General features: G+C 56.7%; 14 protein-coding genes. 9 read left to right on the forward strand and 5 right to left on the reverse strand.

Annotation, left to right across the window (positions count from 1 at the left end; all coding sequences use genetic code 11):
* Window position 1: 1 nt before the first annotated feature.
* The 4 genes from endA to metK form a co-directional block, all read right to left on the reverse strand.
* A complete protein-coding gene (gene endA, locus ACLEXF_RS15935; protein ID WP_004205174.1) occupies window positions 2-709 on the reverse strand; it encodes a deoxyribonuclease I in 708 nt (235 codons plus the stop codon).
* A gap of 94 nt (window positions 710-803) precedes the next feature.
* Window positions 804-1,304: a SprT family zinc-dependent metalloprotease gene (locus ACLEXF_RS15940; RefSeq protein ID WP_004205173.1), complete on the reverse strand. Its 501-nt coding sequence runs from the start codon at window positions 1,302-1,304 to the stop codon at window positions 804-806.
* A 77-nt stretch (window positions 1,305-1,381) separates the two neighbouring features.
* Window positions 1,382-2,776, reverse strand: coding sequence for a sugar porter family MFS transporter (locus tag ACLEXF_RS15945; RefSeq protein WP_004205171.1), 1,395 nt, complete (start codon window positions 2,774-2,776; stop codon window positions 1,382-1,384).
* Window positions 2,777-3,156: 380 nt separating this feature from the next.
* Complete coding sequence (metK, locus tag ACLEXF_RS15950; RefSeq protein ID WP_004205170.1) at window positions 3,157-4,311, reverse strand: methionine adenosyltransferase; 1,155 nt, start codon at window positions 4,309-4,311, stop codon at window positions 3,157-3,159.
* Window positions 4,312-4,778: 467 nt separating this feature from the next.
* Here metK and ACLEXF_RS15955 point away from each other — a divergent pair, with 467 nt between their 5' ends.
* From ACLEXF_RS15955 to speB, 4 genes are all read left to right on the forward strand, one after another.
* Window positions 4,779-4,928 carry a hypothetical protein gene (locus ACLEXF_RS15955; protein ID WP_418268681.1) on the forward strand — a complete coding sequence of 50 codons (150 nt, stop codon included), beginning with the start codon at window positions 4,779-4,781 and terminating at the stop codon, window positions 4,926-4,928.
* An 84-nt stretch (window positions 4,929-5,012) separates the two neighbouring features.
* On the forward strand, window positions 5,013-5,144 hold the full coding sequence (yqgB, locus tag ACLEXF_RS15960) for an acid stress response protein YqgB (protein WP_002916578.1): 132 nt from the start codon (window positions 5,013-5,015) through the stop codon (window positions 5,142-5,144).
* A gap of 8 nt (window positions 5,145-5,152) precedes the next feature.
* Complete coding sequence (speA, locus tag ACLEXF_RS15965) at window positions 5,153-7,129, forward strand: biosynthetic arginine decarboxylase (RefSeq protein WP_004205167.1); 1,977 nt, start codon at window positions 5,153-5,155, stop codon at window positions 7,127-7,129.
* Window positions 7,130-7,362: 233 nt separating this feature from the next.
* Complete coding sequence (gene speB, locus ACLEXF_RS15970; RefSeq protein WP_004205166.1) at window positions 7,363-8,283, forward strand: agmatinase; 921 nt, start codon at window positions 7,363-7,365, stop codon at window positions 8,281-8,283.
* A gap of 127 nt (window positions 8,284-8,410) precedes the next feature.
* On the opposite strand, the gene ACLEXF_RS15975 is transcribed toward speB, so the two are convergent.
* Window positions 8,411-9,631: an MFS transporter gene (locus tag ACLEXF_RS15975; RefSeq protein WP_080841414.1), complete on the reverse strand. Its 1,221-nt coding sequence runs from the start codon at window positions 9,629-9,631 to the stop codon at window positions 8,411-8,413.
* A gap of 427 nt (window positions 9,632-10,058) precedes the next feature.
* Here ACLEXF_RS15975 and ACLEXF_RS15980 point away from each other — a divergent pair, with 427 nt between their 5' ends.
* From ACLEXF_RS15980 to ACLEXF_RS16000, 5 genes are read left to right on the forward strand one after another with little or no spacing between them, the layout of a single operon-like run.
* Complete coding sequence (locus ACLEXF_RS15980) at window positions 10,059-10,382, forward strand: Rieske (2Fe-2S) protein (RefSeq protein WP_004151769.1); 324 nt, start codon at window positions 10,059-10,061, stop codon at window positions 10,380-10,382.
* On the forward strand, window positions 10,379-10,687 hold the full coding sequence (locus ACLEXF_RS15985; protein ID WP_004144765.1) for a recombinase-like helix-turn-helix domain-containing protein: 309 nt from the start codon (window positions 10,379-10,381) through the stop codon (window positions 10,685-10,687). Before ACLEXF_RS15980 ends, ACLEXF_RS15985 begins: the two co-directional genes overlap by 4 nt.
* Window positions 10,688-10,697: 10 nt before the next feature.
* Window positions 10,698-11,720, forward strand: a complete 1,023-nt coding sequence (locus tag ACLEXF_RS15990) for an aromatic ring-hydroxylating oxygenase subunit alpha (protein WP_004205160.1) — start codon at window positions 10,698-10,700, stop codon at window positions 11,718-11,720.
* Complete coding sequence (locus ACLEXF_RS15995) at window positions 11,720-12,469, forward strand: SDR family oxidoreductase (RefSeq protein WP_057212961.1); 750 nt, start codon at window positions 11,720-11,722, stop codon at window positions 12,467-12,469. The genes ACLEXF_RS15990 and ACLEXF_RS15995 overlap by 1 nt, the downstream gene beginning before the upstream one ends.
* A gap of 13 nt (window positions 12,470-12,482) precedes the next feature.
* Entirely contained in the window at window positions 12,483-13,271 is a 789-nt protein-coding gene (locus ACLEXF_RS16000; protein ID WP_004205158.1) for an IclR family transcriptional regulator, read from the forward strand.
* The last annotated feature ends 36 nt before the right edge of the window (window positions 13,272-13,307 follow it).

Below are 13,307 nucleotides of genomic sequence, written 5' to 3' on the forward strand. Positions count from 1 at the left end.
GTTAGCTCTTTTGCGCCTGGCAAGCCTGCTGGACATAAGGATTATGGTTGCCCTGCACTTTCGCGATGCGCTCATCGCGTTCACACTCCCAGGCGGTGACCGGATACTGTTTGTTCCAGGCGGTAAACAGCTGAGTTTGCTGGCGGGAAAGATTTAACTGGTAGCGGTCGCGCATATAGAAGTAGGTGCGGGCGATGGCGCCGCGGGCGCGGGCAGGGGGCTCAGCGATTTTATCTTTAAAATCGACCTTCATGGTGCACTGGCCGTACTGGCCTTCACCGCCGTTCCACTGGCTGTACATAAAGTTGCCGCGATCGCCATTCACTTCTCCCACCGCCGGCTGCAGGTTGTGCATGTCGCTTTCCATCTTGCGGTACTCAGGATCTTTGGCGCAGTTTTTACGACCACCCTCCTGCCAGCACTGGCGCTGATGGCCGAACTGCCACGCCGGCACCACGTGTTCCCATTCAACCCGGCTGGCGCGGTTCTCATTTTTACGCACTTTATAGCCACAAGATTCCAGATCGATAACGCCTTTTTTACCCTGCCAGGCAATTTTACAGCCGCAGTAAAAGTCGCCGGGAACGTCGGCGTTTACTTTGACGCCAGCGGCCTTGGCCTGGGAAAAACTGGTAATTTCTGCGGCCGCAAGCGGGCCACTCACTGCCGTGCTCAATACTGCAACGGCTAAAACATGCATACGGGACATCGTTCACTCCGTGTCAAAACGAGCCCGCAACGTAGCGAATGAGGGTGCCGGATGCAATCAGTCAGATCAGAAAGTTTCTAATTAATTCCAATGGTTATTCTTCAGCCACCAGCAGATCGCCGCAGCGCACGCAGCGGTAAGTGGCTTCGCCGCGCACCACCCGGTTATGGCGACGGACGGTGAGCTGATGCTGCTGGCAGCGGCAGCGGTAGGGGAAGGTATTCTGGCGGACCGAATCGAGTTCAAAGCGATGGGTGCGACGTGCGGGAACGCCCAGCACGCCCTCCATCATCCATTTCCACTCTTTACCGTGCGGGGCTACCCGGCCAAAGTGTTGCCACACCAGCAGGTGCGCCAGCTCATGGGGCACCACTTCATCGATAAACGCCTGCTGATTTTCCAGCAGCAGCACCGGATTTAAACGAATTTCGTTTTTCTCCAGCCAGGCGGTGCCGGCGGAGGTACCGCGCTGCTGGTAGACCAACGTCGGCTCTGCGTAGCGGCGTTCCAGCTTGAGGTTCGCTTTGGCGAGATGCTCCCGCAGGCTGCGCATCACGGCCTGCTGAATAGCGATGGGAATACGGGGTGTTTTCATAGCGCCAGAGGATAGTGCGGCGGAGGGGGGAGAGCAAGCGGAAGCTTCCTCCCGAAAGGGGAGGAAGCTCAGACGGATTAATCGCGGGCGCCGATCTCGCGCAGCGGACGACCCTGCATCAGGTTGCGTTCGATATGTTCCAGCGAGACGTTTTTAGTTTCCGGGATCAGCCACAGCGTCAGCAGAATAAATAGCACGTTCAGACCGCCGTAGACCCAGAAGGTGTTGGCGCTGCCCAGCGAATTGAGCATGGTCAGGAAGGTGGCGCCGACAATCATGTTGGCAATCCAGTTGGTCGCCGTTGAGCAGGTGATACCGAAGTCGCGGCCTTTCAGCGGCTGGATTTCAGAACACAGTACCCAAATCAGCGGGCCGGCGCTCATGGCGAAACCGACGATAAACATCAGCAGCATCAGGACGGCGATGTACTGGGCGGTTGAGGAGTGAATTCCGATGTGCATCATGCTGCCCAGGACGCCCATTCCCGCTGCCATGACGATAAAGCCAAGGATCAGCGTCGGTTTACGGCCCCAGCGGTCGACCAGACCGATGGCGATAAAGGTGGCCAGCACGTTAGTCAGACCGACAATGACCGTCCCCCACATCTGCTCGGTGGTGTTGGCGTAGCCTGCCAGCTCAAAGATCTTCGGCGCGTAGTACATGATGACGTTCATCCCGGTGAACTGCTGCATTACCTGCAGCAGAATGCCGAGGAACACCGCGCGGCGGAAGTTGCTGTTGTCTTTAAACAGCGACCAGCCGGACTGTTTTACCTTCAGGCTTTCGCGGATTTCGTCGAGCTCGCGTTTCGCTTCGGCGCTGGTATCGCGCAGGCGCAGCAGCACGCGCTCGGCATCGACAAAGCGGCGTTTGGCGGCGAACCAGCGCGGGCTGTCCGGCAGGAAGATAACGCCGATCAGCAGCAATACCGCCGGAATAATGATCACGCCGAGCATCCAGCGCCATGCGCCGCTGTAGCTAAAGGCGGTGTCGGAGAGGTAAGCGCCAAGGATCCCGATGGTGATCATCAGCTGGTACATGGAAATCATACTGCCGCGAATTTTCTCCGGAGCGATTTCCGATAGATACAGCGGCGCGGTGTATGAGGCGACGCCTACCGCCAGGCCCAGCAGCACGCGGGAAACCAGCAGGATCTCGACGTTTGGCGCGGCGGCGGAGAACAGAGAGCCGGCGACAAAGAGGATGGCGCCGATCATCAGGCTCTTTTTACGGCCCAGTTTGAAGGAGAGCCAGCCGCTGCCGACCGCACCGACGGCGGCGCCGAACATCATGGAGCTGACCACCCACTCCTGAGTGTGGGCGGAAATCTGGAACTCATTGGCAATAAAGGGTAAGGCACCCGCAATAACACCGATATCAAGGCCAAACAGCAGGCCAGCCAGCGCGGCGAGGAAACAGACGAAGAACGTCATGGTCTTGTTTGAACGCCCTTGTTTTTTGTTGTCAGGCATAACGCCCTCCAGTTGAGTTATTGATTCTGTCGATGGTTAGCGTAGGACACTCGTCGGTAAAAAAACGTGATTATAATCACGGCTGTGTAATCGTTTCCACAAAGGTAAAGAAACGTAATGCATTAAATGCTTTTTAAATCAGCAATATAAACAAGGATAGTCGACAATTTGAAAAACGGTAATCAGAGTTAACCGAAACAATATGTAACATTGTGAAAAACACCCCTATGAGATGACGCACGCAGGCAGCAATCGACCATTACCATAATGTAATCGCTTTCATTGAGATGTTGCGCTACGTTGAAGCAAGGTACGGCAGGGAAGGTCAGGGAATAAAAAGGCCAGCGCGAGGCTGGCCTTAAAGAGAGGAAGCGGAGAGATTATTTCAGACCGGCCGCTTCGCGCAGCAGGGCCGCTTTGTCGGTTTTTTCCCAAGGGAAATGTTCGCGACCAAAGTGACCGTAGGCAGCGGTTTCTTTGTAGATCGGGTGCAGCAGATCCAGCATCTGAATCAGGCCGTACGGACGCAGGTCGAAGAACTCGCGCACCAGCAGGGTCAGCTGTTCAGAAGGCACTTTTTCAGTACCAAAGGTTTCCACCATGATGGACGTCGGCTCTGCAACGCCGATGGCGTAGGAAACCTGAATTTCGCAACGGTCAGCCAGGCCTGCGGCAACGATGTTTTTCGCTACATAGCGAGCCGCATAGGCTGCAGAACGGTCAACTTTAGACGGATCCTTACCGGAGAACGCGCCGCCGCCGTGACGAGCCATGCCGCCGTAGGTATCGACGATGATCTTACGACCGGTCAGACCGCAATCGCCCATCGGGCCGCCGATGACGAAACGGCCGGTCGGGTTGATGAAGAATTTGGTGGACGCGCTCAGCCATTCGGTCGGCAGAATCGGTTTGATGATCTCTTCCATCACCGCTTCCTGCAGCGATTTCTGGTCGATATCTTCGGCGTGCTGCGTGGACAGCACCACCGCGTCGATGCCGACGATTTTGCCGTCGTCATACTGGAAGGTCACCTGGCTTTTCGCATCCGGACGCAGCCACGGCAGGGTGCCGTTTTTACGTACTTCAGCCTGGCGCTGCACCAGACGGTGAGCGTAGGTCACCGGCGCCGGCATCAGCACGTCGGTTTCGTTGGTGGCGTAGCCAAACATCAGCCCCTGGTCGCCTGCGCCCTGTTCCAGCGGATCGGCACGGTCAACGCCCTGGTTGATGTCCGGAGACTGTTTACCAATGGCGCTCAGTACGGCACACGAGTTGGCGTCAAAGCCCATATCGGAATGCACGTAGCCAATTTCGCGGACGGTGTTGCGGGTGATCTCTTCGATGTCAACCCATGCGCTGGTGGTGATTTCGCCGCCTACCAGCACCATGCCAGTTTTGACATAGGTTTCACATGCGACACGCGCTTTCGGATCCTGCTCGAGGATCGCATCCAGCACGGCATCGGAGATTTGGTCAGCAATTTTGTCAGGATGCCCTTCTGATACGGACTCAGACGTAAAAAGGTGTTTTGCCATATTTTATTTCACCTGTGGACGATTCGGATAGCTCATACTGTTGTGTAATGTGGCTTTGGTGGATAATCAGCGCAAAGCCGCGCAGGTAGCGACACGAGCAGTCTGAGTGTTAATCAGTATAGACGGATTAACTTCTGGACGGCCATTTTAGGTCAAATCTTGAGCCTATTTCCAGCCTTTTTTGATGGCGGTCGCATTTATCGAAAAACTCGCCTGGCAAAATTTCCTGACAACCGCGCAAACGGGCACATTTTTATTTTGCTTTTTACCCCGCTTCTCGGTATAAAACGCCGCGCGCGGCTCATTAAAAAAGCGCACGGGGCATGGCCCTGTGGTGCCACTTCCAGCCGGGTTAAGCAGTCTGTATTTACAGAATCTCGCAACGGCATAGCGCTTGTTGCCCGGTATGTATAGCTTTGGCTTGTCGCCGACCCTGTCGCAGGGCGGTGTGGAGGTGATACCAGATAATGAACCAACGTTTTTCGCTTGTTTCGTCGCGTCGTTCTGTCGCGCGTCAGCACTCCGCAACCTGCATCTCTCTCATGCAAACCAGCCGATGTTCACCCCATCTCGGCGCTTCTCAGGATTCCAGGGCCGGTCGGCCGTCAGAAAACTGAACAAGGGCGCTCTTGCCAGGCAAGAGTTTTCTCGTGGTTTCTCCGGACTGTCATACTCTGTTCGGCTACGTGTTTTACGATGATATGAATAAGAAACCGGTCGCGCAGTCGCAAAACCAGCAGATAGTGCTGGGCTTTAGGACTGTTCATGGGTTGTTATCGCATCTTTGGACTGCGATAGTAGTTAACTGTCTTACACTTATTATTAAAAATTGAGGTTCGCTATGTCTGACGACATGTCTATGGTTTCGCCTTCGTCAGCAGGCGAACACGGTGTACTACGTTCCATGCAGGAGGTAGCGATGAGCTCCCAGGAAGCCAGCAAGATGCTGCGTACTTATAATATTGCCTGGTGGGGCAATAACTATTATGACGTCAACGAACTGGGCCACATCAGCGTTTGCCCGGATCCGGACGTCCCGGAAGCGCGCGTTGATCTCGCTGAATTAGTCAAAGCGCGCGAAGCGCAAGGGCAGCGCTTGCCGGCGCTGTTCTGCTTCCCGCAGATCCTGCAGCACCGCCTGCGTTCAATCAACGCCGCGTTCAAGCGCGCGCGCGAATCCTACGGCTATAACGGCGATTACTTCCTGGTCTACCCGATCAAGGTGAACCAGCATCGTCGCGTCATCGAATCGCTGATCCATTCCGGCGAGCCGCTGGGTCTGGAAGCCGGTTCGAAAGCGGAACTGATGGCCGTGCTGGCGCACGCCGGGATGACCCGCAGCGTCATCGTCTGTAACGGTTATAAAGACCGCGAATACATCCGTCTGGCGCTGGTGGGCGAGAAGATGGGCCACAAGGTCTATCTGGTCATCGAGAAGATGTCGGAAATTGCCATCGTGCTGGAAGAAGCCGAGCGCCTGAACGTGGTGCCGCGCCTTGGCGTGCGTGCGCGTCTGGCCTCGCAGGGGTCCGGTAAATGGCAGTCCTCCGGCGGTGAGAAGTCTAAGTTCGGTCTCGCGGCCACCCAGGTTCTGCAGCTGGTGGAGATCCTGCGTGCCGCAGGGCACCTCGACAGTCTGCAACTGCTGCACTTCCACCTCGGCTCGCAGATGGCCAACATTCGCGATATCGCCACCGGCGTGCGTGAATCGGCGCGTTTCTACGTCGAGTTGCATAAGCTGGGCGTTAATATCCAGTGCTTCGACGTCGGCGGTGGCCTGGGTGTGGATTACGAAGGAACCCGTTCGCAATCCGACTGCTCGGTGAACTACGGCCTGAACGAATACGCTAACAATATTATCTGGGCCATCGGCGACGCCTGCGAAGAGAACGGCCTGCCGCACCCGACGGTCATCACCGAGTCCGGCCGCGCGGTGACCGCGCACCACACCGTGCTGGTTTCCAATATCATCGGCGTGGAGCGCAACGAATACACCGAGGCGACCCCGCCGGCGGAAGACGCCGCGCGTCCGCTGCAGAGCATGTGGGAAACCTGGCTGGAGATGCACGAAACCGGCAATCGCCGCTCGCTGCGCGAATGGCTGCACGACAGCCAGATGGACCTGCACGATATCCATATCGGCTACTCCTCCGGCACTTTCAACCTGCAGGAGCGCGCCTGGGCAGAACAGCTGTATCTGAACATGTGTCATGAAGTGCAGAAGCAACTCGACCCGAGCAACCGCGCTCATCGTCCGATTATCGATGAGCTGCAGGAGCGCATGGCGGATAAAATCTACGTCAACTTCTCGCTGTTCCAGTCGATGCCGGATGCGTGGGGGATCGATCAGCTGTTCCCGGTGATGCCGCTGGAAGGGCTGAACAAGTCGCCGGAACGCCGCGCGGTGCTGCTGGACATCACCTGCGACTCTGACGGCGCCATCGATCACTACGTGGACGGCGACGGGATCGCCACCACCATGCCGATGCCGGAATATGACCCGGAGAACCCGCCGATGCTGGGCTTCTTTATGGTCGGTGCCTATCAGGAAATCCTTGGCAACATGCACAACCTGTTCGGGGATACCGAGGCGGTGGACGTGTTTGTCTTCCCTGACGGCAGCGTTGAGGTTGAGCTGTCCGACGAGGGCGATACCGTGGCGGATATGCTGCAGTACGTGCAGCTGGATCCAAACACGCTGCTGACCCAGTTCCGCGATCAGGTGAAAAACACCGGCCTGGACGACGCGCTGCAGCAGCAATTCCTCGAAGAGTTCGAGGCGGGTTTGTACGGGTACACTTATCTGGAAGACGAGTAGCCGCTGATGCCCGGTGGCGCTGCGCTGACCGGGCCTGCGTATGTCGGCCGCATAAGGCGAAGCCGTCATCCGGCAGACGGCGATACTCACTTGAACCCGTATGCATTACCGGCGATAATTCACGCCAATAAGCGATTTATCTATCAAACCCTTCCTCGTCGGGCCTAACGACGCGGAGGGGTTTTTTTATACTTATTTTTTACGTTCCACGACTGTGAAAAGAGGTCATATCCATGAGCACTTTAGGTCATCAATACGATAACTCCCTGGTATCCAATGCCTTTGGCTTCCTGCGTTTACCAATGAATTTCATGCCTTACGACAGCGATGCTGACTGGGTCATCACCGGCGTACCGTTCGATATGGCGACCTCCGGGCGCGCGGGCGGCCGTCATGGCCCGGCGGCGATCCGTCAGGTTTCCACCAATCTCGCCTGGGAGCACAATCGTTTTCCGTGGAACTTCGACATGCGCGAACGCCTGAACGTGGTTGACTGCGGGGATCTGGTGTATGCCTTCGGCGACGCGCGCGAAATGAGCGAGAAGCTGCAGGCCCACGCCGAGAAGCTGCTGGCGGCCGGCAAGCGCATGCTCTCCTTTGGCGGCGACCACTTTGTTACGCTGCCGCTGCTGCGCGCCCACGCCAAACACTTCGGTAAAATGGCGCTGGTGCACTTCGATGCCCACACCGATACCTACGCCAACGGCTGCGAGTTCGACCACGGCACCATGTTCTACACCGCGCCGAACGAAGGGCTTATCGATCCCAACCACTCCGTACAGATCGGTATTCGCACCGAATTCGATAAAGATAACGGTTTCACCGTGCTTGATGCGGGCCAGGTTAACGACCGCAGCGTCGATGATGTGATTGCCCAGGTGAAGCAGATCGTTGGCGATATGCCGGTGTACCTGACCTTTGATATCGACTGCCTGGATCCGGCGTTTGCGCCAGGAACCGGTACCCCGGTGATCGGCGGGCTGACTTCCGACCGCGCGATCAAGCTGGTGCGCGGCCTGAAGGATCTGAACATCGTCGGGATGGACGTGGTGGAAGTCGCCCCGGCCTACGATCAGTCCGAAATCACCGCCCTGGCGGCGGCGACTCTGGCGCTGGAGATGCTGTACATCCAGGCGGCGAAGAAGGGCGAATAAATCTGTTCCCGTCATATTTCAAGTTGCATAGGCGTGGGCAATAACTCGGCCCATCCCTGGGCCTCGTCCTTACAGGGCCAGCGCAAGCGCTGTTCAAAACGGCTAGCCGTTTTGTCCTGCAACTTATTTAGGGTATAGACGCGTTTACTGCTGCTGCGCGACGCATGCGCAGCAGCAGTGCGCCGCCGGCGCACAGCGTAATCAGCTGCGATGCCACCAGTACGGAAAAACCTGAACTGACCGATCCCACTGATTTCATTACCACTCCCATCAGCAGCGGAATAAACGCCGCGCAGATGTTTCCAATGCCGTTAATGATGCCATAGGCGCTGCCCACCGCTTCGCGCGGGGCGTGATGCTGAACCACCGCGGGGATCGCTGCCCCCTGTAATCCCCAGAACACGTTCGCCGCCAGCATAAACAGCGCCAGCATCGCCGGCTGTTCGCTGAGGATTAGCGCCAGCACGGAACCGGCGGTGAGTAGACCGCCAATAATAAACAACAGCGGCGCCTGCTCCGGGCGCATTTTGTCGAGGAGCACGCCGCCAAGGAACTTTGAGCCCAGGCTTAACAGAAAGGGGACAGCCGCCAGCAGGCCGGTGGCCTGTAGCGAGAAATGATGCTCATCGCGCAGCCAGGCTGGCAGCCAGGCGCTACTCCCCCACAGATAGCTGAGGGTGGCAATTTCTACCAGCAGGATCCAGCCAAGCAGCGGCGTACGCCAGGCGAGGGCAAAAGTTTGGCTAAAGCCAGACTTCGCGCGCTGTGCAGTCACTTTTGGCGCGGGGAGAAACCGCCAGATTAACCCGCCGCCGAGCAGGAGATTCATCAGCGCCAGCGCATAGAAGGAGCCGATCCAGCCAACGTGCGCCATCAGCCAGGTGACCAGTGGGAAGCCTACCGCTAGCCCCAACGATACGCCAAGGGCGGTTACCGCATTCGGTTTGCCGATTTCATCGGCGGCAAAGTTGTCGTTGATAAAGCGCGTTTTCAGTGAAAACAGCGGTCCCTCCGCCACGCCAAGCACGATGCGCGCGATCAACATTCCCACCAGTGAACCGAGTAATGGGGAAATGGCGCACACCAGCGCCCATATAACAATGCTGATTAACAGCCCCTGACGATAATGCCATCTACTTTCTATAACTGGTGTTAATAATAATGCCGAAAACCCATAACCCAGAAGAAAGCATGTCATTAGCATGCCTTGTAACATTCTGTTTTCATTTAACTGGAAATGGGCAGCGAATTCCGGGTTAAGGATCATCACCGAGATATTTACCCGATCGACGTAGGAAATAATTATTAACAAAAGTAATGCTATTACCCCTTGCCATCTTGCCGCCATTCGTTGTCTCCACGCTTAATTTAATGATTGCCAGTTATTATTTTTTAACGCCAGAAATAGTTACGTGAGTAAAATGGTTCACCTGTGAAACTCATTGTTTTTAAATGATTAAATAAAGAGTTGTTTCATGGGTGAAACACCATGGTTTCCGCTGCTGCCCATTTTTAATGATCGATTTGAAAAGAAGTCAATAGTCGTATGTGAAATTTAAATCGGAATTTTTATTTATAATGGATCACCGCTTTAAATATCATCATTTCATCTGAATGCAGTTTTTCGTGATCAATTGCACACTTAGCTAATTTAAAAGCCATTCATTAACAAGTTCGTCACATTAACGCTTGACGAAACATTCGCCGCTTTTATATTGGTCGTATTAAATAAGAAACACAGTTTCATATATGAAACAACGGCCTGGAGGATTGCGATGAGCTGGATAGGCGTATGTGACGCGGAGCAAGTACAAGAAGATTTTCCATATAGCGGCAATATCGACGGTAAGGAGATCGGCATTTATCTGATTGATGGTGAATATTACGCGCTGGAAGACGTTTGTCCTCACGCCTATGCGCTACTGAGCCAGGGCTTTGTCGAAGATGGCAAGGTGGAATGCCCGCTGCATGAGGCGGTATTCGACGTGAAAACCGGCCAGTGCCTGCATGGCCCCGGCGGTCGCAACCTTAATCGTTACCCGGTGCGGGTATACGACAATCAGATCCAGATTACCTTTATCGAGGAGAACGTGGCATGAGCGAATCCCTGGACTTCAACCCGGCGCTACCGGAAAGCCGCCAGTTTACGCCACCGGCGGAAGGCGGAAACGGCAATATCCATAAGCCTGGCGACTATCACAATCTGATCTGGCAAACCCGCAGCCGGGTGCCGGAAAACTGGGAACTGCAGCTTATCGCCACTCTGGAAACGCTGTTCGAGCAGGGCGCGGAAAGCCTCGGTGAGCTGGTGAACGGCCTCAATGGCGTCAGGATGCATGACCAGCAGGGCGAACCATGGAGCGAAAGCAGTTTCCAGGCATTCTTACAGGTCAACGGTTACTGAGGATACAGCGATGACGACAACGGTACAAAACTATCTTGATAAAGGGTTGCGCGGCCTGTGGTATCCGGTGCTGGCGAGCTGGGAAGTGCAGTCTGCGCCGGTAGGCATTACCCGTCTCGGCGAGCAGATCGTAGTCTGGCGGAATAAAGATGGCCAGGTGCAGGCCCTGGAAGACCGCTGCCCGCATCGCGGCGCGCGCCTGTCGATGGGCTGGAACTTAGGCGATCGTATCGCCTGCTGGTATCACGGCGTGGAAGTCGCCGGCAACGGCGAAGTCAAAGACGTCCCGGCGGTTGACCGCTGCCCGCTGGTCGGCCAGCAGTGCGTGCGCAGCTACAACGTGCAGGAAGCGCACGGGGCAATCTTCCTGTGGTTCGGCGTCACCGCCGACCAGCAGCCTGATGAACTGAGCTTCCCGGAGGAGCTGGCCGACCACAAAAAATACAGTCACTTCCTGTGCACCGCGGCGTGGAAATGCAACTACCAGTACGCGCTGGAAAACGTGATGGACCCGATGCACGGTACCTATCTGCACTCGTCATCGCACTCGATGGCGGAAGGCGATCGCAAAGCCGATATGGTGCTGCAGCCGACGAAAACCGGCTTTATCTTCGAGAAAAAAGGGCAGAGCGGCGTCAACTTTGACTGGGTTGAACTGGGCAACAGCGGCGCCTACTGGATGCGCCTGTCTATTCCGTACAAAAAGCGTTTCGGGCCGGGCGGCCACTTCTGGATCGTCGGCATGGTGGTTCCGGAAGATAACGACAACTGCCGCGTCTTCTTCTGGCGCATCCGCGGCGTTCAAGGTTGGCAGCGCGATCTGTGGCGCTTTATGTACCGCAACCGTCTGGAAAAACTACACTGGGAAGTACTGGAGCAGGATCGCGTGGTGCTGGAGAGCCTGGCGCCGAACGCCCGCGATCATGAATACCTTTATCAACATGACGTCGGTTTGTCCCGCCTGCGCCGCATGATGCAGAAAGCGGCGAAAGAGCAGTTAGCGCTCCGCGAAGCGCAGCAGGGTGCCGCCTGATGAACGGCCTGCTAAACGGTAAACGTATTGTCGTCACCGGCGCGGCGCGCGGCCTGGGCTACCACTTTGCCGAAGCCTGCGCCGCGCAGGGCGCGACGGTGGTGATGTGCGACATCCTGCAGGGGGAGCTGGCGGAAAGCGCTCATCGCCTGCAGCAGAAGGGCTATCAGATCGAATCCCACGCCATCGATCTTGCCAGTCAAGCATCGATCGAGCAGGTCTTCAGCGCCATCGGCGCGCAGGGGCCTGTCGATGGCTTAGTCAATAACGCGGCGATGGCCACCGGCGTCGGCGGTAAAAATATGATCGATTACGATCCGGACCTGTGGGATCGGGTGATGACGGTCAATGTCAAAGGCACCTGGCTGGTGACCCGCGAGGCGGTACCGCTGCTGCGCGAAGGGTCGGCGATCGTCAACGTCGCTTCGGATACCGCGCTGTGGGGCGCGCCGCGGCTGATGGCCTATGTCGCCAGTAAGGGCGCGGTGATTGCGATGACCCGTTCCATGGCCCGCGAACTGGGTGAAAAGCGGATCCGTATCAACGCCATCGCGCCGGGACTGACCCGCGTTGAGGCCACGGAATACGTTCCCGCCGAGCGTCATCAGCTGTATGAGAACGGCCGCGCGCTCAGCGGCGCGCAGCAGCCGGAAGATGTCACCGGCAGCGTGGTCTGGCTGCTGAGCGATCTTTCGCGCTTTATCACTGGCCAGCTGATCCCGGTCAACGGCGGTTTTGTCTTTAACTAACAAGTGAGGCGGTATGGCGAACGATCAGGAAGTGAAGTACCTGGTACCGGGTCTGGAGCGTGGTTTACAACTGCTGCTGGCGTTTGGCGAACAGCATCGCGATCTGACCTTTGCCGAGCTGCATCGGCTGGTGGATATGCCGAAAGCGACCGCCTATCGCGTGGTGCAGACGCTGGAATATATGGGCTTTCTCGAGCGTAACGCCCGCACCAATACCTTTTCGCTGGGCATGAACGTACTGCGTCTGGGCTTTGAATATATCGCCTCCCTGGATGTCGCTCAGGTGGGTCAGCCGGTCATCGAGCAACTGCGCGATATCAGCCAGTGCAGCAGCCATCTGGCGATCCGCGACGGCCGCGACATTATCTACATCGCCCGCGTCAGCGCCGCCGGTTCGCGCATCAACCAGGTCAGCGTCGGAACGCGGCTACCGGTGCACTGCACCTCGCTTGGCCGCATGCTGCTGACCGATGTTTCTCGCAGCGAGTTTGAACAATTGTTCCCGGATGAACGGCTGCCGGGCAATACGCCGGGCCAGTTGCATGACCGCGAAGCGCTGTGGCAGATGGTGCAGCAGGATAAAGCTCGCGGCTACGTGATTGGCGAATCGTTCTACCGCCACGGCATCTCATCGATTGTCTATCCGGTCTTTGACCGCAGCGGCCGGGTGGCGGCGGTCGTCAGCATTCTGGTGCCGTCGGACGAGATCCCGCAAAGCGATCGCGAGCGGTTGCAGAACGACGTCAGTATGGCGGCGGACAAAATTTCCGGCTTCCTCGGATATTTGTCACAGGCAAGTTAAATCAACAACTTAACAGCAGGCGCTTGATTGCGTCGG

The sequence above is a fragment of the Klebsiella pneumoniae complex sp. WS1778 genome (assembly GCF_049472055.1).
Taxonomy (GTDB): Bacteria; Pseudomonadota; Gammaproteobacteria; order Enterobacterales; family Enterobacteriaceae; genus Klebsiella; species Klebsiella quasipneumoniae.